This window comes from Enterobacter sp. BNK-29, from assembly GCF_048684785.1.
Lineage (GTDB): Bacteria > Pseudomonadota > Gammaproteobacteria > Enterobacterales > Enterobacteriaceae > Enterobacter > Enterobacter cloacae_M.
Map to the genome: position 1 here is coordinate 1,097,172 of NZ_JBLQTU010000001.1, position 18,717 is coordinate 1,115,888.

General features: G+C 61.8%; 19 protein-coding genes. 7 read left to right on the forward strand and 12 right to left on the reverse strand.

Going from position 1 to position 18,717, the window contains the following annotated elements; translation table 11 throughout:
• From hypF to ACMGGX_RS05115, 3 genes are all read right to left on the reverse strand, one after another.
• Positions 1 to 2,217 carry a carbamoyltransferase HypF gene (hypF, locus tag ACMGGX_RS05105; RefSeq protein WP_420298123.1) on the reverse strand — a complete coding sequence of 739 codons (2,217 nt, stop codon included), beginning with the start codon at positions 2,215 to 2,217 and terminating at the stop codon, positions 1 to 3.
• A gap of 5 nt (positions 2,218 to 2,222) precedes the next feature.
• Positions 2,223 to 2,768, reverse strand: a complete 546-nt coding sequence (gene hydN / locus ACMGGX_RS05110; RefSeq protein ID WP_023308960.1) for an electron transport protein HydN — start codon at positions 2,766 to 2,768, stop codon at positions 2,223 to 2,225.
• Between the two features lie 134 nt (positions 2,769 to 2,902).
• The gene (locus tag ACMGGX_RS05115; protein ID WP_181593744.1) at positions 2,903 to 3,916 is read right to left on the reverse strand and encodes a LacI family DNA-binding transcriptional regulator; all 1,014 of its coding nucleotides are present in this window, start codon (positions 3,914 to 3,916) and stop codon (positions 2,903 to 2,905) included.
• 214 nt (positions 3,917 to 4,130) lie between these two features.
• Here ACMGGX_RS05115 and ascF point away from each other — a divergent pair, with 214 nt between their 5' ends.
• Positions 4,131 to 5,582, forward strand: a complete 1,452-nt coding sequence (gene ascF / locus ACMGGX_RS05120) for a PTS cellobiose/arbutin/salicin transporter subunit IIBC (RefSeq protein WP_181593745.1) — start codon at positions 4,131 to 4,133, stop codon at positions 5,580 to 5,582.
• 18 nt (positions 5,583 to 5,600) lie between these two features.
• Positions 5,601 to 7,025, forward strand: a complete 1,425-nt coding sequence (locus ACMGGX_RS05125) for a 6-phospho-beta-glucosidase (protein ID WP_420298124.1) — start codon at positions 5,601 to 5,603, stop codon at positions 7,023 to 7,025.
• Between the two features lie 58 nt (positions 7,026 to 7,083).
• On the opposite strand, the gene hycI is transcribed toward ACMGGX_RS05125, so the two are convergent.
• From hycI to hycA, 9 genes are all read right to left on the reverse strand, one after another.
• Positions 7,084 to 7,539 (reverse strand): hydrogenase maturation peptidase HycI, encoded by a 456-nt coding sequence (gene hycI, locus ACMGGX_RS05130; protein ID WP_420298125.1) that lies wholly within the window; start codon positions 7,537 to 7,539, stop codon positions 7,084 to 7,086.
• Entirely contained in the window at positions 7,532 to 7,942 is a 411-nt protein-coding gene (locus ACMGGX_RS05135) for a formate hydrogenlyase maturation HycH family protein (protein WP_420298126.1), read from the reverse strand. Before ACMGGX_RS05135 ends, hycI begins: the two co-directional genes overlap by 8 nt.
• On the reverse strand, positions 7,939 to 8,706 hold the full coding sequence (locus tag ACMGGX_RS05140) for an NADH-quinone oxidoreductase subunit B family protein (RefSeq protein WP_420298127.1): 768 nt from the start codon (positions 8,704 to 8,706) through the stop codon (positions 7,939 to 7,941). The genes ACMGGX_RS05135 and ACMGGX_RS05140 overlap by 4 nt, the downstream gene beginning before the upstream one ends.
• Positions 8,706 to 9,248, reverse strand: coding sequence for a formate hydrogenlyase complex iron-sulfur subunit (locus ACMGGX_RS05145; RefSeq protein ID WP_023308967.1), 543 nt, complete (start codon positions 9,246 to 9,248; stop codon positions 8,706 to 8,708). The genes ACMGGX_RS05140 and ACMGGX_RS05145 overlap by 1 nt, the downstream gene beginning before the upstream one ends.
• A 9-nt stretch (positions 9,249 to 9,257) precedes the next feature.
• Positions 9,258 to 10,967, reverse strand: coding sequence for a formate hydrogenlyase subunit HycE (gene hycE / locus ACMGGX_RS05150; RefSeq protein ID WP_047353825.1), 1,710 nt, complete (start codon positions 10,965 to 10,967; stop codon positions 9,258 to 9,260).
• A gap of 15 nt (positions 10,968 to 10,982) precedes the next feature.
• Positions 10,983 to 11,906, reverse strand: a complete 924-nt coding sequence (locus ACMGGX_RS05155; RefSeq protein WP_420298128.1) for a respiratory chain complex I subunit 1 family protein — start codon at positions 11,904 to 11,906, stop codon at positions 10,983 to 10,985.
• 1 nt (position 11,907) lies between these two features.
• On the reverse strand, positions 11,908 to 13,722 hold the full coding sequence (gene hycC / locus ACMGGX_RS05160; RefSeq protein WP_420298129.1) for a formate hydrogenlyase subunit 3: 1,815 nt from the start codon (positions 13,720 to 13,722) through the stop codon (positions 11,908 to 11,910).
• Positions 13,719 to 14,327: a 4Fe-4S dicluster domain-containing protein gene (locus ACMGGX_RS05165; RefSeq protein ID WP_420298130.1), complete on the reverse strand. Its 609-nt coding sequence runs from the start codon at positions 14,325 to 14,327 to the stop codon at positions 13,719 to 13,721. The genes hycC and ACMGGX_RS05165 overlap by 4 nt, the downstream gene beginning before the upstream one ends.
• 70 nt (positions 14,328 to 14,397) lie before the next feature.
• Positions 14,398 to 14,862 (reverse strand): formate hydrogenlyase regulator HycA, encoded by a 465-nt coding sequence (hycA, locus tag ACMGGX_RS05170; protein WP_023333209.1) that lies wholly within the window; start codon positions 14,860 to 14,862, stop codon positions 14,398 to 14,400.
• Positions 14,863 to 15,073: 211 nt separating this feature from the next.
• Here hycA and hypA point away from each other — a divergent pair, with 211 nt between their 5' ends.
• The 5 genes from hypA to hypE are packed head-to-tail and all read left to right on the forward strand — an operon-like array spanning position 15,074 to position 18,685.
• Entirely contained in the window at positions 15,074 to 15,424 is a 351-nt protein-coding gene (gene hypA / locus ACMGGX_RS05175) for a hydrogenase maturation nickel metallochaperone HypA (protein WP_420298131.1), read from the forward strand.
• A gap of 3 nt (positions 15,425 to 15,427) precedes the next feature.
• The gene (gene hypB, locus ACMGGX_RS05180; protein WP_262770570.1) at positions 15,428 to 16,291 is read left to right on the forward strand and encodes a hydrogenase nickel incorporation protein HypB; all 864 of its coding nucleotides are present in this window, start codon (positions 15,428 to 15,430) and stop codon (positions 16,289 to 16,291) included.
• On the forward strand, positions 16,282 to 16,554 hold the full coding sequence (locus tag ACMGGX_RS05185) for a HypC/HybG/HupF family hydrogenase formation chaperone (protein WP_223536134.1): 273 nt from the start codon (positions 16,282 to 16,284) through the stop codon (positions 16,552 to 16,554). The genes hypB and ACMGGX_RS05185 overlap by 10 nt, the downstream gene beginning before the upstream one ends.
• Positions 16,555 to 16,556: 2 nt before the next feature.
• A complete protein-coding gene (gene hypD, locus ACMGGX_RS05190) occupies positions 16,557 to 17,678 on the forward strand; it encodes a hydrogenase formation protein HypD (protein ID WP_181593757.1) in 1,122 nt (373 codons plus the stop codon).
• Positions 17,675 to 18,685: a hydrogenase expression/formation protein HypE gene (gene hypE, locus ACMGGX_RS05195; RefSeq protein ID WP_181593758.1), complete on the forward strand. Its 1,011-nt coding sequence runs from the start codon at positions 17,675 to 17,677 to the stop codon at positions 18,683 to 18,685. The genes hypD and hypE overlap by 4 nt, the downstream gene beginning before the upstream one ends.
• Positions 18,686 to 18,717 lie beyond the last annotated feature (32 nt).

Here is an 18,717-nt window from a genome sequence, read left to right on the forward strand (position 1 = left end):
TTAAGTCCTTTGTGAACATGACCGGGCAGCGGCGATCGCCGCCTGCCCGAAGGAGATCGCTCCGTCACCTGCGGGCAGGCGCGAAGGAAAAAGAAGCGTAAAGTCAGAAAGATAATGACGCAGGCGCGCGCGCAGCAGACGGTTGTGCAGCACGCCGCCGCTAAGACAGATTGTCGACAGCGACAGGCGTCGGGCATGGCGCGCGGCGAGTTCCGCCAGCCCTTTTGCCAGCGCGTCGTGAAACGCCCACGCGCGCTCGCAGGGCTCAGCCTGCCAGGCCAGCCACTGCCGCCAGAAAAGCGCAAGGTTGTCGACAGACAACGTCACCGGATGGTCGACGCCCGCGCACTGCGCCGCCAGCGCTTCCAGCCGGCAGGCCGCTTCGCCTTCCCAGGATTGGGTTTCAATACCCAGCGCGCAGGCGACCGCATCAAACAGGCGACCACAGGACGAGGCCTGCGGCGCGTTGATGCCGCGCCGGATCGCCGTTGCCAGCAGCGGCCAGTTTTCACGCTGAACCGCGCGCGTTTCCGGGTAGTGCTGCCAGTCAGGGACAAACGCCAGGAAGTGGGCGAGCAGATTGCGCCACGGCTGCCGCGCCGCCAGATCGCCCCCCGGCAGCGCAACGGCAGGCAGCCCGCCCAGACGCTCGCACGCGAGATAGCTCACCCGCAGGCACTCCCCGCCCCACAGCGCGCCGTTCTCGCCCATGCCGATCCCGTCCAGCGTCAGGGCAATCGCGTCTCCGCCGTCGAGCGGCCAGCCGTTCTCAGCCAGGCACGCCGCCGCGTGGGCGTGATGGTGCAGTACGGTTTCGACCGGCAGCCCCTGCGCCTGCGCCCACCGTTGTGTGTGATAGCCCGGATGGGCGTCACACACCACGCGCTCAGGCTGGAAGGCGTAGATGTCCTGCATCAGCGATAGCGCGCCGCTCCACTGCGCTTCGACGCCCTCGTCACCGAGATCGCCAAAATGCTGGCTCAGCACCGCCTGGCTACCGCGCACCAGGCAGAAGGTGTTTTTCATCTCCGCGCCGGTGCATAGCATGGCGGGGATATTCTCAAAACCCGCAGGCAACGTGACGGCATCCGGCACAAAACCGCGCGCGCGGCGAAGCATCGCGCCGTCCCGATCCGTCACCGAATCGTCCATTCGTTGCAGGATATCGCGGTTGTGCAGCAGGAAGCCGTCCGCAATGTCGCCTAGTTCATCCAGCGCCTGCTGGTTGGTCATGGCAGGCGGTCTGCCGCTGAGGTTACCGGAAGTCATCACCAGCGGGCGCTGGCAGTCCATCATCAGAAGGTGTTGCAGCGGGTTAGCGGGAAGCATGATGCCAATACAATCGAGCCCGGGTGCAATCCCTTCGGGAAACCCGGGAAGCGAGGCTTTTGGGGTCAGCACAATCGGCGCTGCGGAGGAGCATAAAAGCGTCTGGATCGCCTCCGGCACGCCGTCCGCGTTTGGGATCATCACCGCCAGCGGCTTCGCGGGACGCTGCTTGCGGGTCCGAAGCGTCGCGACCGCCTGCGGATTACGCGCGTCGCAGACGAGATGAAAACCGCCCAGCCCTTTGACCGCGACTATGCCGCCGCTTTTCAGCATCGCCACCGCCGCGCTCAGCGCAGCCTCACGGGCAGCGGTGATGTCGCCCGCACGCCATTCCAGCGCTGGCCCGCAGTCCGGGCAGGCTACCGGCTGGGCGTGAAAACGTCGATCGGCTGGGTTACGGTATTCCGTCTCACAAGGCACGCAGAGGGGAAATGCGGCCATTGACGTGGCCGGACGGTCATAGGGCATCGCGCTGATAATGGTAAACCGCGGCCCGCAGTGCGTGCAGTTGATGAACGGATAGCGATAGCGGCGCTCGGCAGGGTCGCGCATTTCAGCCAGGCACGCCGGACAGGTCGCGGCGTCGGGAACAATCTGGGTGTCCATCGCCCCGCCCGCGCTGTGGCGGATGGTAAAGTCCTCCGGCACCTGCGCCCAGGTAAACGGCTGCGTTTCAACGTGGTCAATGCGTGCCAGCGGTGGGCAGTCCTGATGCAGCCTCGCGGTAAAGGCCCCCCCATTACCCGCGAGGCGCACCAGCACGCCCTCTCCATCATTGCAGACGTCACCGGTCAACTGAAGCGCCTGCGCCAGCTGCCAGACGAAGGGACGAAACCCCACGCCCTGCACCTTGCCGCGCACGCGCAGCTGTACGCCGTTGCTGCACATAGGGTTCAGAACAGCAGCGATGACGACGTGTCGAATGCAGCGCGACGGCGCTTTTCGGCGCTCATCTGCTCAAGCTTGTCGCGATCCACGCAGACCAGCGCGTGCGTCGGGCAGGCTTCCATGCAGGCCGGACCGGCGTCGCGGTGATAGCAAAGATCGCATTTGTTGGCTTCGGCTTTCTCCGCACGTACGCTCAGCCCCATGCCGCTGTTGCGTACCACCGGACGAACAACCACCTCCATCGCGCCGTACGGGCAGGCGACCACGCAGGTTTTGCAGCCAATGCAGCGCTCCTGCATGACGTGCACAAAGCCTTTCTCGCGTTTAATCGCCCCGTTCGGGCAGACGTTCGCGCACGGTGCGTCTTCGCACTGGCGACAGATGGCGGCGGTGGAAATATTCACGCCTTTGATGACGTGGATACGCGGCAAAAAGGTGTCAGGGGTGAGCGACGCACAGTCCTGCTCCGCCTGATGGGAAACCACGCACGCCACTTCACAGGTACGGCAACCAATACACTTACTGGCATCGGCCATAATAAAACGGTTCATCTGCTTCTCCAGCATTACAGTTATGCGCGGAGATATTCACAAACCGTGCCAATAATTAACTTATTGATTTTATATGAATTTAAAAATTACGGCGGCGCTGTCATCGTCACTTATGACGATGACAGCTGTCGACATCAGCGGTGCGGGCCGTCAATAACCGAGTCGCGCAGCACCAGCTCGCCGGAAAAGGTTTGCTGATACTTAAACTCACCGCCGTCGAGCATGAAGATCAGTCGGCTGATGGTCTCTTTGATCATCTCCGTCACCGGAATACGCACGCTGGAAAGCGACGGCACCATGTAGGGCGCGATGGCCACGTCGTCGAAACCGATCACCGACACCGCGTTCGGTGCGGCCACGCCGCTGTCGTGCAGCTGCTTCATGGCGCCGATCGCCATGTCGTCATTACTCGCCACCAGCGCCGTAAACCGTTCACCGCGAGCAAGCAGTTCGGCAACCGCCGCCGCGCCGCTGGCGGGGTTCCACTTCCCCTGCGCAATCAGCCCTTCGCGCAGCGGAATACCGTGCTGCGCCAGCGCGTCCTTGTAGCCGGAGAGACGCTCAACCCCGGTGGGAGAATCCAGCGAGCCGGTGATAAACGCGATCTCCCGGTGCCCTTTCGCAATCAGCTGCGACACCGCCTCCTGGCTGGAGGCTTTATGATCTGACCAGACGCAGTGGCTGCTGTTTTTCCGCAGGCGGCGGTTGAGCACCATTATGGGCTGCTCGCACTTCTCGACGATCTCATCCATCTCTTCCACGCTCAGGAAACGCGGATAGATAATCACCGCGTCGCAGCGCATATCGAGCAGGTACTGGATCGCCTCGCGCTCTTCATCCGCGCTGTGCTTGCCGTCCGCGAGGATCAGCTGCCGCCCCTTTTCTTCCGTCATGCGCGCGGCGTGAAACAGGAGTTCGCTAAAGTAGACGCCGTGATAGAGGGTGTTAGTCACCACCAGCCCCAGCGTTTGGGTACGTTTGGTCGCCAGGTTTCGCGCCAGTAAATTCGGGCGATAGCCGCTCTCTTCAATGGCCTGAAACACCCGGTCTTTGGTCTCCTGGCTGACGTAGCCATTTCCCGACAGCACCCGGGACACCGTGGCTTTCGAAACGCCTGCCCGCTTCGCCACTTCAAGCATCGTGGTCATATTATTATTCCGTGTGAATCTGATGGAGCGCAGTGTACTGCACTGCAAAAAAATTGTCGCAGCGGTGAAATCACGCTTTCGATACCCCATTGCGATCTGCATCACGAAACGAAAAAATGGTCAAAAAGCGATCTTGTTTCATTCACAGAAACTCATGATGATTATGTGGAACCGGTTTCCTACATATCTCACAACAATAACAGGATCACATCCGATGGCCAAAAATTACGCTGCGCTGGCGAACGACGTTATCAGCGCGCTGGGCGGCAAAGAGAACATCGTCGCCGTCACCCACTGCATGACGCGTCTGCGTTTCGTACTGAAAGACGAAAGCCTGACCGACGCAGCGCGCCTGAAAAGCATCAGCGGCGTGCTCGGCGTGGTACGCAACGACAACCAGTGCCAGGTCATTATTGGCAACACGGTTTCACAGGCGTACCGCGAAGTGGTGGGCCTGCTGCCCACGGACCTGCAGCCCGCAGTGCCGGAAGGTCCGCAGAAGATGACCTTACGCCGCATTGGCGCCGGGATCCTCGACGCGCTGATCGGCACCATGTCCCCGCTGATCCCGGCGATCATCGGCGGCTCGATGGTCAAGCTGCTGGCGATGATCCTCGAGATGACCGGCGTGCTGCCAAAAGGCGCGCCGACGCTCACTATTCTGACCGTCATCGGCGACGGCGCCTTCTTCTTCCTGCCGCTGATGGTGGCGGCCTCGGCGGCGGTGAAATTCAAAACCAACATGTCGCTGGCCATCGCCATCGCGGGCGTGCTGGTGCACCCGAGCTTTATCGAGCTGATGGCGAAAGCCGCGCAGGGCGAACACGTTGAGTTCGCCTTTATTCCGGTGACGGCGGTGAAATACACCTATACCGTCATCCCGGCGCTGGTGATGACCTGGTGCCTGTCGTATATCGAACGCTGGGTGGATCGCATTACCCCGGCGGTGACGAAAAACTTCCTAAAGCCGATGCTGATCGTGCTGATTGCCGCCCCGCTCGCCATCGTGCTGATTGGGCCGCTGGGGATCTGGATCGGTAGCGCCATCTCCGCGCTGGTCTACACCATTCATGGCTACCTGGGCTGGCTCTCCGTCGCCATCATGGGCGCGCTCTGGCCGCTGCTGGTGATGACCGGGATGCATCGCGTGTTTACGCCGACCATCATTCAGACCATTGCCGAAACGGGCAAGGAAGGGATGGTGATGCCGTCGGAAATCGGCGCCAACCTGTCGCTAGGCGGCTCGTCGCTGGCGGTGGCGTGGAAAACCAAAAACCCGGAGCTGCGCCAGACGGCGCTGGCGGCGGCAGCCTCCGCCATTATGGCGGGGATCTCTGAACCGGCCCTGTACGGCGTGGCGGTGCGTCTGAAACGTCCGCTGATTGCGAGCCTGATCAGCGGTTTTATCTGCGGCGCGGTCGCCGGCATGGCCGGACTTGCCAGCCATTCGATGGCGGCACCGGGGCTGTTCACCAGCGTGCAGTTCTTTGACCCGGCCAACCCGATGACCATCGTCTGGGTGTTCGGCGTGATGGGGCTGGCAGTGGTGCTGTCGTTTGTTCTGACCCTGCTTTTAGGGTTTGAGGATATCCCGGTCGAAGACGAGGCTGAAAAAGCGCGCGCCCTGCAGACCGCACCGGTACAGAACAACGCAGCAAAAGCATAAATTGAAAGCGAGGTAAGAATGTCTGTTTTTCCACAAGGATTTTTATGGGGCGGCGCGCTTGCAGCCAACCAGAGTGAAGGTGCTTACCGTGAAGGCGGCAAAGGACTGACGACGGTCGATATGATCCCCCACGGCGCGAATCGCCTGGCGGTGAAGATCGGTAAGGAAAAGCGTTTCTCGCTGCGTGACGACGAGTTCTACCCGAGCCACAAAGCAATTGATTTTTACCATCGCTATAAAGAGGACATCGCCCTGATGGCGGAGATGGGCTTTACGGTGTTCCGCACCTCCATTGCCTGGAGCCGCCTCTACCCGAACGGCGACGAGCCGCTGCCGAACAAAGAGGGTATTGCCTTCTATCGCGCGGTGTTCGAGGAGTGCAAAAAGTACAACATCGAGCCGCTGGTGACGCTCTGCCACTTCGACGTGCCGATGCACCTGGTGACGGAATACGGCTCCTGGCGCAACCGTAAGATGGTCGATTTCTTCGCCCGCTACGCCCGCACCTGCTTTGAAGAATTTAACGGGCTGGTGAAATACTGGCTGACCTTCAACGAAATCAACATCATGCTGCACAGCCCGTTCTCCGGCGCGGGGCTGGTGTTTGAGGAAGGTGAAAACGAAGACCAGGTGAAATACCAGGCCGCGCACCACGAGCTGGTGGCGAGCGCGCTGGCGACCAAAATCGCCCACGAGGTGAACCCGGAAAACCAGGTCGGCTGCATGCTGGCGGGCGGCAATTTCTATCCGTACTCCTGCAAGCCGGAAGACGTGTGGATGGCGCTGGAGAAAGACCGCGAAAATCTGTTCTTTATCGACGTGCAGGCGCGCGGCAGCTATCCGGCCTACTCAGCCCGCGTGTTCCGCGAGAAAGGCGTGGTGATTGTGAAAGATCCCGGCGACGACGAGCTGTTAAAAAACACCGTCGACTTTGTTTCGTTCAGCTATTACGCCTCGCGCTGCGCGTCGGCGGATATGAACGCGGGCAACACCAGCGCGGCGAACATCGTGAAGTCCCTGCGTAACCCGCATATTCAGGTGAGCGAATGGGGCTGGGGCATCGACCCGCTCGGCCTGCGCATCACCATGAACATGATGTACGACCGCTACCAGAAGCCGCTGTTCCTGGTGGAGAACGGCCTCGGGGCGAAAGACGTTATTGATGAAAACGGCGAGATCAACGACGACTACCGCATCAGCTACCTGCGCGAGCACATCCGCGCGATGGGCGACGCGATCGAGGACGGCGTGCCGCTGATGGGTTACACCACCTGGGGCTGCATCGACCTGGTGGCCGCCTCAACGGGCGAGATGAGCAAGCGCTACGGGTTTGTGTACGTTGACCGCGACGACGCCGGAAACGGCACGCTGGACAGAAAACGCAAGAAATCGTTCTGGTGGTATAAGAAGGTGATTGCGAGTAACGGGGCGGATCTGGAGTAGCCTGTTGCCCTCACCCCAGCCCTCTCCCACAGGGAGAGGGAGAGGGGTTTGGCACTGCTCAGAACTGAGAAAAACCGCCGCCCCCAACCCACTCCGCAAGCCGTGAATAGACCCGTACCACCGCCTCCTTCACCGGCGGCGTCATCGGGTAATAAAACCCAACGATATCCGGCTGAATTCCCAAAAACAGCACCTCGCCCACGTCGTCTTTAATCTGATCGACCAGGTAGTTCAGCGGCATATTGTGGGTGGTCATCATAAACATCTCGGCGATATCGTCCGGGTCAATCAGGCGGATCTCACCGGGGTTGAGCCCCATATCGGTGGCATCGACGATTAATAGCCTCTCCGGGCGCAGTTCGCGGATGGCGACCACGTCGTTTTCCGGCGCGCTGCCGCCGTCAATCACCACCCAACTGCCCTGCGGATTCGCGGCGCACATCTCTGCCAGCAGCGGGCCCGCGCCGTCGTCGCCCATCATGCTGTTGCCGACACACAGTAAAACGTCAGTCACGTAATCTCCTCACCATCAGGTAGATGGCGCTCTCCTGGTGAATATCGTGCAGCATGCTAAGCAGCGTTTTGCTCCACGCCTGCTGCTCGGGGGTTTGCCTGCCGAGCACCGCGTCAAAGGCGTTGGCGAGCATCGCAATGTGGTTGGCGTCGATGACGATCTCGCCGTACTTCGGCACGCCCTCCATCTTGCGCCGCGCCGTGCTGCCCTCCTCCAGCGTGGCGATCCAGGCCAGGTACTCGGGCCACGGACAGCTTAATGCCGCCTCCAGGCAGTCGATTACCCCGAGGTGGTGCCCAATCGCCAGGCTGTAATAGACCACCTGCTGCGCCGCGTCGGGCGTGGCATCGTTCTCATCAATAAACTTACGGCTCAGCTGGCTGAACACCACCGTTTCACTCATCGGATACGCGCCTCATCCACGATGCTGTTCAGGTTCGCCACGATCTCATTGAGACGCGGATCGTTTTCCGCCTCCAGCCAGCGCGCCACCTGATGGTCGCCCTGGCTCAGCAGGCGCAGATAATCGTCGGCAATCTGACGCCCGTAGCGGTAGCCCGCCAGCCTGCGCGCCGTGCGGTCAATCTTCACCCGCAGCGGCTGCACCATGTCCGGGTGCAGGATGGTCGCGGGCCGGTTGTCCAGCTCGCCCGGCTGGCGCGCGTGGATTTTCTGCTCCAGTAGGCCAAGCGCCATCGCGAAGCCGTACAGCGTCGCGGCAGGCGTTGGCGGGCAGCCCGGAATGTAGACGTCCACCGGCACGATTTTGTCGGTGCCCCCCCAGACGCAGTAAAGATCGTGGAAGATACCGCCGCTGTTGCCGCAGGCCCCGTACGAGATGCAGATTTTCGGGTCCGGCGCGGACTGCCAGGCGCGCAGCGCGGGCGAGCGCATGGCGCGGGTGACGGCCCCGGTAAACAGCAGAATGTCCGCATGACGCGGGGACGGCACCACCTTGATGCCGAAGCGCTCGGCGTCAAACAGCGGCGACAGCGTAGCGAAGATCTCGATCTCGCAGCCGTTGCAGCCACCGCAGTCCACGCGGTAGACGTAGGCCGAGCGTTTGATTTTTTTCAGCAGCGACGCCTTCATGCTGGCGATGGACTCCTCCACCGTCATCGGCACCGGAATGCCGTTAGCGTCGCGCGGGCCGAGTAAATTTTCCATCAGCTGGCCTCTCTCATATGGCGGGTGATATCAATACGGTCGGACGGCAGCAGGCACTTCTGACGCTTGCACTCCGGGCAGGTTTCAAAGCTTTCGCGGTGGTGCTCCGCGCGGGCGTCACCGTTGTGCTGCAGCAGCGCGATGGCGTAGTCGATCTCTTTTTGCACGGCGAACGGGCGCCTGCAGACGCGGCAGCTGCACAGGTCAAAGCGCGACTGCTGCAGAAAATCCTCTTTCTTCCACACCGCCAGCTCGTACTCCTGCGACAGACGAATGGCGACCGTAGGGCAGACCTCCTCGCAGCGGCCGCAGAAGATGCAGCGCCCGAGGTTAAACTGCCACGCCAGCTCGCCGGTTTTGAGATCCGTTTCGACCGTTAAGGCGTTAGACGGACAGGCATTCACGCAGGCCGCGCAGCCGATGCACTGCTGCGGGTTGTGCTCCGGCTTGCCGCGAAAGTTTTTATCCACCGGCATCGGCTCCAGCGGATAGCTGCTGGTCTGCGTGCCCGTTTTGATTACTTTTTTGATAAAGGTAAACATGGCGAGTCCTTATTTCAGCGGCGAGTTTTTACGCTCGATGCTGTAGCGCTCAAGCTCTTTGTACGGCACCACCTGGCTTTTCTTCTTGCGCACGTCGACCACGGTCATGCGGTCGGTGCAGGAGTAGCACGGGTCCAGACTGCCGATGATCAGCGGCGCGTCGGAAACCGTGTTGCCGCGCAGCATGTAGCGCAGGGTTGGCCAGTTGGCGTAGGTGGCCGCGCGGCAGCGCCAGCGGTAAAGCTTCTGGTTGTCGCCGGTCATGCTCCAGTGGATATCGTCCCCGCGCGGCGCTTCGGCAAAGCCGAGGGCAAAGCGGTTCGGAATGTAGGTGAAGCCTTCCACCATCAGCGGGCCGCCCGGCAGGTTATCGAGGCCGAAGTCGATCATGTTCAGGGCCGTGAACACCTCGTTAATACGCACCTTGAGGCGCGAGATGACGTCGCAGCCCTGCTCGCTGTGCACGGTCATCGGCAGCAGGCCGTAGCCGACGAACGGGTGATCGGCACGCGTGTCGCGGGCGTGGCCGCTGGCGCGCACCATCGGGCCGACGTTGCTGAAGTCGCGGGCAATTTCCGGGTCAAGGCGGCCGATGCCGACGGTGCGCTGCTCGATGTTTGGCGTGCTGAGCAGCATGTCCACCAGCTCCTGCACGTCGCGGCGCATCTGCTGCGCCAGCTGGCGGGTCTGGATCATGTCGTCCTTCAGCAGGTCGCGGCGGATCCCGCCGATCAGGTTCAGGCCGTAGGTTTTACGCGCCCCGGTGAGGATCTCCGCCATCTTCATTGACGCTTCACGCACGCGGAAGAACTGCATAAACCCGGAGTCAAAGCCGACGAAGTGGCAGGCCAGGCCGAGGTTCAGCAGGTGCGAGTGCAGGCGCTCCACCTCCAGCAGAATGGCGCGGATCATCTGCGCGCGCTCCGGCACTACGATCCCCATGCCGTTCTCCACCGAGGTGGTGTAGGCGGTGCTGTGGGCGAAGCCGCAGATGCCGCACACGCGGTCAGAGAGGAACGTCACTTCGTTGTAGCCCATGCGGGTTTCCGCCAGCTTTTCCATGCCGCGGTGGACGTAGAACAGACGGTAGTCGGCGTCGATGATGTTCTCGCCGTCGACGAACAGGCGGAAGTGGCCCGGTTCGTCGGAGGTGACGTGCAGCGGGCCGATCGGCACCACGTTGTTCTTCTTGCTGCCGAGCTCGTTGATAAACTCGTAGGTTTCGCTGTCGGTGGTCGGCGCCGGACGCTGGCGGTAGTCCATGCTGTCTTTGCGCAGCGGATAGAGCTCGTCCGGCCAGTCGTCCGGCAGCACCAGGCGGCGCTCGTCCGGCAGGCCGACCGGCACCAGGCCGTACATGTCGCGCACTTCGCGCTCGCCCCAGACGGCGGCGGGCACGCGCGGCGTGACGGACGGGTATTCCGGCTTATTCGGGTCGACTTCGACGCGCACGGTGAGCCAGCACTTTTCGCCCTGCTCCATCGACATCACGTAGTACACCGCATAGTTGCCGCACAGCTGGCGCTCGTCGTTGCCGAACAGCACCGACAGCCAGCCGCCCTGCTGGTAGTACAGAAACTCGACCACTTCCGGCAGATAGTTCACCTTAATGGTGACGGTTACCTGGTCTTTGGTTTGCCAGGACTCCTCCAGCACCACGCCGGGGAAAGCCTGATGCAACGCGGCGAGATACTGCTGACCTTTCTTTTCTTCAGACATAAATACTCTCTTTAATCACGCCACCAGCAAGGAGACGAACGCTAAAAATGCAAAACCAAAACCGGCCCAGGTGATGCGCGACGTTTCCACAAAACGCAGGCGCGCCATGCTGTTTTCAAACAGGGCAATCACCAGCACGCCGACCAGCAGCTTGAAGGCGGCAACCACGACGGCCAGCACCAGACCGCCCGCGGAGAAGTGCGTCATCTGCCCCCACGGGAAGAAGACGCCGACAAACATCTGCAGCACCACCAGCTGTTTGAGGCTGATGCCCCACTTCAGCACCGCGAAGCCGTAACCGCTGTACTCGGTAAGCGGCCCTTCCTGCAGCTCCTGCTCGGCTTCCGCCAGATCGAACGGCAGTTTGCCCATCTCAATAAACGTCGCGAACGCGCAGGCGCACAGCGCCAGCACCAGCGGGATCGAGCGGGACACCGGCCAGTGGTAAACGGTGTGGGTGATAAAGCTGATGTGGGTGGAGCCCGCGACCTGCGCGGCGACCCACAGCCCCAGCAGCAGGATCGGCTCGACCAGCACGCCGAGCATCGCCTCGCGGCTGGCACCGATGCCGGTAAACGGGCTCCCGGTGTCCAGGCCCGCAATCGCAAAGAAGAAGCGGGCGATGGCAAAGAGGTAAATCAGCGTAATCAGATCGCCAAGCACGGGCTGCGGTGACGCCACCGTCACCACCGGCAGCGCGGTGGCGATGGTCAGCATCACGCCCACCATCACAAACGGCGTCAGGCGGAAGACCCAGCCTGCGGCATCCGGCGCGACGCTCTGACGGGAGAGCAGTTTAAAGAGATCGCGGTACTCCTGGAGCACCCCTGGCCCGCGACGGTTGTGCATCCGGGCGCGCGCCACGCGCGTGATGCCCGACAGCAGCGGCGCAGCGGCGAACAGCACCAGCGCCTGAAGAATTGCCAGTAACAGACTCATGTCAGGCTCCTCGTGAAATCACAATGACCACCAGCACCGCCAGCTCGATGACCGCCAGACGGCGGAACAGCGCGGGCGCGGCGGCACTCTGCCAGCCGGGTACCCAGCCCACCGGGTTCAGCCAGTGGCGCAGCTTCAGCACGGCGGCGAAGTTCTCCTTCACCGGCATGGCGAAACCGTGGGCGGTGATGACCATCGACTGTTCGTGTTCGTAGCCGCAGGCCCACGCCGCACCGCGCGAGCGGGAGGCGAGCCGGTCGCGTTTGAAGAACAGCATCAGGACGAGCGGCAGCAGCGGTGCGCCGATCAGCAGCAGCGCGATCATGGGCTGAGAGACGGTGGTATTCGCCACGGTCAGCGGCAGCGGAATGGCGTTGCCCAGCAGCGGCAGCAGCCACGGCGCGGCGACGCCGCCCGCGATGCAGCACAGCGCCAGCGCGACCACGCTCACGCCCATCAACAACGGTGCGCAGCAGGCGTTTTCCGCTTCGCGGGTGCGCGGCGCGCCGAGGAAGGTCACGCCGTAGACTTTCGCCATGCACATCACCGCCAGCGCCCCGGTTATCGCCAGACCGACCGCCAGCAGCGGGCCGAGCAGGCGTGCAATAAATGCGTCGCTCTGGCCGAGCGCGAAGAAGGACTGGTAGATCACCCACTCCCCGGCAAAGCCGTTCAGCGGCGGCAGCGCGGCCATAGCCATCAGCCCGACCAGCATCGCCAGTGAAATCACCGGCATCTTTTTGCCAATCCCGCCCAGCTTTTCGATATCCCGATGACCGGTGCGGAACCAGACGCTGCCCGCCCCGAGGAACAGGGTGCTCTTAAACAGGCTGTGGTTGACGAGGTGATACAGACCGCCGATAAACCCGGCGGCAATCAGCGCCGGCTGGTTGAGCGCCAGCCCGGTCACGCCCGCGCCCATTCCGAGCAGGATAATGCCGATGTTTTCCAGGGTGTGGTACGCCAGCAGGCGCTGGATGTTGTGCTCCATCAGCGCGTACAGGCCGCCGACGAACGCGGTAATCATTCCGGCGACCAGCAGCACGACGCCCCACCACAGCGGCGGTTGTCCGCCGGTCAGCGTAATCGCCAGAATCCCGAACAGACCCACTTTCATCACCACCACAGAAAACAGCGCGGCGGCGGGCGCGGAGGCATTCGCATGCGCCTGCGGCACCCAGCCGTGCAGCGGGATGATGCCAGCGAGCAGACCAAAGCCGAGCGTGCCCAGCAGCCAGACGTCGTTCCCCAGCGGATGCCCGTTGAGCGCAGCGAAGTCCAGCGTGCCAAAGCGTTGCCACACCAGCCAGCAGGCCAGCGTCAGCAGCAGCGTTCCGAGTCGTCCCAGCGCAAACCACAGCTTGCCGGAGGCGCTGCAGCCCGTCAGGAACACGCCGCACAGCGCCATGATTTCCGCCATCACCACCAGCGCGCCGAGGTTGCTGGCGATAACGGTGCAGACCGCCGCCGCCATCAGCAGGTTAACCAGCAGGCCGTTAGCCCTGGCGTGCGGATGGCGGTGCCAGTCGATATTGAACAGGCTGATAAACAGCCCGCACAGGCCAAACGTCACCAGCCAGATGGCGTTCAGGGGCGTGATCTCAACGGTGTGGCGAATCAGCGGCATCACGGCCTCTGCGGACTGGCCGCCGAGCAGGACAACGCCGCCTGCTGCCAGCGTCATCAGGCTAGCGACCGCCCCGCCGAGCCCGGCGATCGCGCCGCTCAGGGTTTTATGGAATGAGAAGATCAGCGCCAGAACAGCGGCGCCAGCAAAACAGGCTACCGCGCTGGTAATCATCATCGCCGCGTTCATTTCGCCCCCTCGTTAAGCGCCTGTAGCAGAGAAAGATCGCCAAAATCACTGTTGATGGTCAGCTCGCGTTTACGCTTGCTGGTACGGGCAATGTCGCGAATGTTAACCAGAATCAACGCCTTAGTCGGGCAGGTGCGCACGCAGGCCGGGCCCTGCTCATCGAAGCTGCACAGGTCGCATTTCACCGCAACGGCACGGATGCCGGGCACCCAGTCCAGCAGCGTACTTACGCGTGCCGGAGCCGGTGGCGCGGGCGGGGCTTTTGGCGAGATGGCGTTCGCCGGAATATGCAGCGGACGGCTGCCGGAAAATTCAATCGCACCGAACGGGCAGGCAATGCCGCACAGCTTGCAGCTTACGCACAGGCTTTCGTTCAGCTGGACAGCGCCATCCACGCGGGTGATGGCATTCACAGGGCAGACGCCCGCGCAGGGGGCGTCTTCACAGTGATGGCAGAGCTGCGGGGCAGACTCTTTTTCATTACGCATGACGTGCAGGCGCGGCATGGACTGCAGCCCATGCAGGCGATGCGTTTCCGAGCACGCCGCCTCACAGGTTCGACAGCCAATACATACCGTCGAGTCAGCAATTACAAAACGGTTCACCGGGTTATCCTCTGGTGATAGTCATTTTTGACGAAAAACTGTCTTGTCGACACTTCTCGACACGCAGGAGTCAGGCCACGTTCGCTGAGGCGTTTCCATCCATCAGCTGCTTCAGGTTGACCGGGAGATCGTGCTCAACGGCGGCGTACAGGCCGTTATAGACCGGCGCGATTTTTTCCAGATAGTGCTCCAGCACCTGCTGGCGATCGCGGTTGCTGACGTGGCCGTCCACCATGCCGTCGGCCATCAGCTGCGCCTTCGCAATACACTGTTTTTCCCCGTCTTTTGTCTCGAGGTGGTACTCAATGGTGTGGCTGTTGAAGTTATCCGCCAGGGTAACGTTGATGATGAAATGGCCGAACAGGACGAAGCGCATGTCGCCCTGCGCCGCGCAGCTCATCGCGTGGTGAAGACGCGCTTTCGAGAGGGTTATGCCCTGAACCAGAGAGTTGCAGTAAAGGTGCCACTGGTCCTGCAGCTGCTGATGACGCTGCGCGATGTAATCCGCTTTTTCGCTGATTTCCCAAATAGTCATAGAAGGTATCCGGTTAATGGAGATAGCGGCTGTTAAGCAGATTCCATGCCAGTTTTTATCTTACTGATTTTAAATAGGTTTAATTACAAAACCGCTGTCAACGCCGCGGTGTCGACGTGTCATTTCGACAGCGTTGACATCGTCACTCCTTAACAAAAATCAAGCTGGCACCGTTATTGCATTGTATGGCGCAATTCATTGAGGAGGCGTCATGCACGAAATCACCCTCTGCCAGCGGGCTCTGGAACTTATCGAACAGCAGGCAGTGCAAAACCACGCGAAGCGCGTCACCGGCGTCTGGCTGAAGGTCGGGGCGTTTTCCTGCGTCGAGACCAGCGCCCTGAATTTCTGTTTTGAGATGGTGTGTCGCGGCACGCTGGCGGAAGGCTGCGAGCTCCATATCGAAGAGCAGCAGGCGGAGTGCTGGTGCGAGCAGTGCCAGCAGTACGTCACCCTGCTGTCATCAAAGGTTCAGCGCTGTCCGCAGTGTCAGAGCACCGGTCTTCGCATCGTGGCGGACGACGGCATGCAGATCCAACGCCTCGAAATCGAGAAGGAGTAAAGTATGTGTAGCACCTGCGGTTGCGCCGAAGGCAACCTGTATATAGAAGGGGATGAACACCGTCCCCATTCCGCGTTTCGCTCCGCGCCCTTTTCGCCTGCCCCGCGACCTGCTGCGGCGCTGACCGGTATCACCTTCGCCCCGCAACGCTCCGACGCTGGCGACCTGCACTACGGCCACGGCGAAGCGGGTACCCACGCGCCGGGCATCAGCCAGCGCCGGATGCTGGAGGTGGAAATCAACGTGCTGGACAAAAATAACCAGATCGCCACCCGCAACCGCGCGCGCTTTGCCGCCCGCAAACAGCTGGTGCTGAACCTGGTCTCCAGCCCCGGCTCCGGCAAAACCACGCTGTTAACGGAAACGCTCAAACGCCTGAACGGACGCGTCTCCTGCGCGGTGATCGAAGGCGATCAGCAAACCGTTAACGACGCGGCGCGCATTCGCGAAACCGGCACCCCGGCGATTCAGGTTAATACCGGCAAAGGCTGCCACCTGGATGCGCAGATGATTGCCGACGCTGCCCCGCGTCTGCCGCTGGCGGATAACGGCATTCTGTTTATTGAAAACGTCGGCAACCTGGTCTGCCCGGCGAGCTTCGATCTTGGCGAACGGCACAAGGTGGCGGTGCTTTCGGTGACCGAAGGCGAAGACAAACCGCTGAAGTACCCGCATATGTTTGCCGCCGCGTCCATCATGCTGCTGAACAAAGTTGACCTGCTGCCGTACCTGAACTTCGACGTGGATAAGTGCCTGTCCTGCGCCCGGGAAGTAAACCCGGAGATTGAGATCCTGCTGGTCTCCGCTACGCGCGGTGACGGCATGGACGCCTGGCTTAACTGGCTGGAGAGTGAAAGATGTGCATAGGCGTACCGGGACAAATCCATTCCATTGACGGGAACCAGGCCAAAGTGGAGGTCTGCGGCATCCTGCGCGACGTGGACCTGACGCTGGTGGGCAGCAGCGATGAAACGGGCGCATCGCGTCTCGGCCAGTGGGTGCTCGTCCACGTGGGGTTTGCCATGAGCGTGATTAACGAAACGGAAGCCCGCGACACGCTGGATGCATTGCAAAACATGTTCGACGTGGAGCCTGACGTGGGCGCGCTGCTGTACGGCGAGGAGCGTTAGCCATGCGTTACGTTGATGAATACCGCGCGCCGGAGCAGGTGCTGCAGCTTATCGGGCACCTGAAAACGCGCGCGGCGCTGCTGGATTACACGGCGGAAAACCCGTTGCGGATCATGGAGGTGTGCGGCGGACATACGCACGCCATCTTCAAATTTGGCCTCGACCAGCTGCTGCCGGAGAACATCGAGTTTATCCACGGCCCCGGCTGCCCGGTGTGCGTGCTGCCGATGGGGCGCATCGACAGCTGCATCGAAATTGCCAGCCAGCCCGACGTCATTTTCTGCACCTTTGGCGACGCGATGCGCGTGCCGGGGAAAAACGGCTCGCTGCTGCAGGCGAAAGCGCGCGGGGCCGACATCCGGATCGTCTATTCGCCGATGGATGCCCTGACGCTGGCGGAGGACAACCCCGCGCGCAAGGTGGTGTTTTTTGGCCTGGGGTTTGAAACCACCATGCCCGCCACCGCCATCACGCTGCAGCAGGCGATAGCGCGCGGCGTCGAGAATTTTTTCTTCTTCTGCCAGCACATTACGCTCATTCCCACGCTGCGCAGCCTGCTGGAAGAGCCGGGAAACGGCATTGACGCCTTTCTGGCACCGGGGCATGTCAGCATGGTGATTGGCACAGACGCCTACGGTTTTATCGCTGAACAGTACAATCGTCCGTTAGTGGTCGCTGGTTTCGAACCACTTGATCTACTGCAAGGTGTCACCATGCTGGTTGAGCAGAAAATAGCGGCCCTGAGTGCAGTGGAAAACCAGTACCGCCGCGTGGTGCCGGATGAGGGAAATGAACGGGCGCAGCAGGCGATAGCCGACGTGTTCAGCGTTGAGGGCGACAGCGAGTGGCGTGGTCTGGGGCTGATTGCCGAATCCGGCGTGCGCCTGACGTCAGCCTATCGCGCGTTCGACGCCGAAGCGCATTTCCGCCCGCAGCCGCAGCAGGTTTGCGACGATCCCCGGGCCCGCTGCGGCGACGTGCTCACCGGTAAATGTAAACCGCATCAATGCCCGTTATTTGGCAATACCTGTAACCCACAAACGGCGTTTGGCGCGCTGATGGTCTCCTCCGAAGGGGCGTGTGCCGCGTGGTATCAGTATCGCAACCAGGAGAGTGAAGCATGAATACGGTTGAAATGGCGCACGGCAGCGGCGGACAGGCGATGCAGCAGCTGATTAACCGGCTGTTTATGGAAGCCTTCAACAACCCCTGGCTCGCCGAACAGGAAGACCAGGCGCGCATTGACCTCGCCACCCTCACCGCGCAGGGCGACAGGCTGGCGTTCTCCACCGACAGCTATGTGATTGACCCGCTGTTCTTCCCCGGCGGCGATATCGGCAAGCTCGCCGTCTGCGGCACGGCCAACGACGTGGCGGTCAGCGGTGCCGTTCCGCGCTACCTCTCCTGCGGGTTTATCCTCGAAGAGGGATTACCGATGGAGACGCTCACGACAGTGGTCAACAGCATGGCGCACACCGCGCGCGAGGCGGGGATAGCTATCGTCACCGGCGATACCAAAGTGGTGCAGCGCGGCGCGGCCGACAAGCTATTTATCAACACCGCCGGCATGGGCGCGATTCCCGCCGATATTCACTGGGCGGCGCAGCGGCTCAGCGTGGGCGACGTGCTGATCGTGACCGGAACGCTGGGCTGCCACGGGGCGACCATCCTTAACCTGCGCGAAGGTCTGGGGCTGGACGGGGAACTGCGCAGCGACTGCGCGGTGCTCACCCCGCTGATCCAGACGCTGCGTGCCGTGCCCGGCGTGAAAGCCCTGCGGGACGCGACGCGAGGCGGCGTGAACGCCGTGGCACACGAATTTGCAGCAAGCTGCGGGTACGGGATTGAACTCACCGAGCGCAGCCTGCCCGTGAAGCCTGCCGTTCGCGGGCTTTGCGAACTGCTGGGCCTTGACCCGCTCAACTTTGCCAACGAAGGCAAACTGGTGATTGGCGTTGAACGCTCGGCCGCGGAAGCCGTTCTTGAACAGCTGCGGGCTCATCCGTCAGGAAAAGAGGCGGCGATGATTGGTGAAGTGGTTGAGCGCAAAGGGGTGCGCCTGGCCGGGCTTTATGGCGTGAAGCGGACGCTGGATCTGCCGCACGCGGAACCCTTACCCCGTATTTGCTAGAACCGCGCCAAAAGCGGTCAGCACTGAATGTC

Bases quoted from the DNA above. Each gene is read 5' to 3' on its own strand.
- hypE (WP_181593758.1), top strand. From the start codon at position 17,675: ATGAATACGGTTGAAATGGCGCACGGCAGCGGCGGACAGGCGATGCAG.
- ACMGGX_RS05115 (WP_181593744.1), bottom strand. From the start codon at position 3,916: ATGACCACGATGCTTGAAGTGGCGAAGCGGGCAGGCGTTTCGAAAGCC.
- hycE (WP_047353825.1), bottom strand. From the start codon at position 10,967: ATGTCTGAAGAAAAGAAAGGTCAGCAGTATCTCGCCGCGTTGCATCAG.
- ACMGGX_RS05155 (WP_420298128.1), bottom strand. From the start codon at position 11,906: ATGAGTCTGTTACTGGCAATTCTTCAGGCGCTGGTGCTGTTCGCCGCT.
- ACMGGX_RS05185 (WP_223536134.1), top strand. From the start codon at position 16,282: ATGTGCATAGGCGTACCGGGACAAATCCATTCCATTGACGGGAACCAG.
- ACMGGX_RS05125 (WP_420298124.1), top strand. From the start codon at position 5,601: ATGTCTGTTTTTCCACAAGGATTTTTATGGGGCGGCGCGCTTGCAGCC.
- ACMGGX_RS05135 (WP_420298126.1), bottom strand. From the start codon at position 7,942: ATGAGTGAAACGGTGGTGTTCAGCCAGCTGAGCCGTAAGTTTATTGAT.
- ACMGGX_RS05145 (WP_023308967.1), bottom strand. From the start codon at position 9,248: ATGTTTACCTTTATCAAAAAAGTAATCAAAACGGGCACGCAGACCAGC.
- hycC (WP_420298129.1), bottom strand. From the start codon at position 13,722: ATGAACGCGGCGATGATGATTACCAGCGCGGTAGCCTGTTTTGCTGGC.
- ACMGGX_RS05140 (WP_420298127.1), bottom strand. From the start codon at position 8,706: ATGGAAAATTTACTCGGCCCGCGCGACGCTAACGGCATTCCGGTGCCG.
- ascF (WP_181593745.1), top strand. From the start codon at position 4,131: ATGGCCAAAAATTACGCTGCGCTGGCGAACGACGTTATCAGCGCGCTG.
- hycA (WP_023333209.1), bottom strand. From the start codon at position 14,862: ATGACTATTTGGGAAATCAGCGAAAAAGCGGATTACATCGCGCAGCGT.
- hypD (WP_181593757.1), top strand. From the start codon at position 16,557: ATGCGTTACGTTGATGAATACCGCGCGCCGGAGCAGGTGCTGCAGCTT.
- hypB (WP_262770570.1), top strand. From the start codon at position 15,428: ATGTGTAGCACCTGCGGTTGCGCCGAAGGCAACCTGTATATAGAAGGG.
- hypA (WP_420298131.1), top strand. From the start codon at position 15,074: ATGCACGAAATCACCCTCTGCCAGCGGGCTCTGGAACTTATCGAACAG.
- hypF (WP_420298123.1), bottom strand. From the start codon at position 2,217: ATGTGCAGCAACGGCGTACAGCTGCGCGTGCGCGGCAAGGTGCAGGGC.
- hydN (WP_023308960.1), bottom strand. From the start codon at position 2,768: ATGAACCGTTTTATTATGGCCGATGCCAGTAAGTGTATTGGTTGCCGT.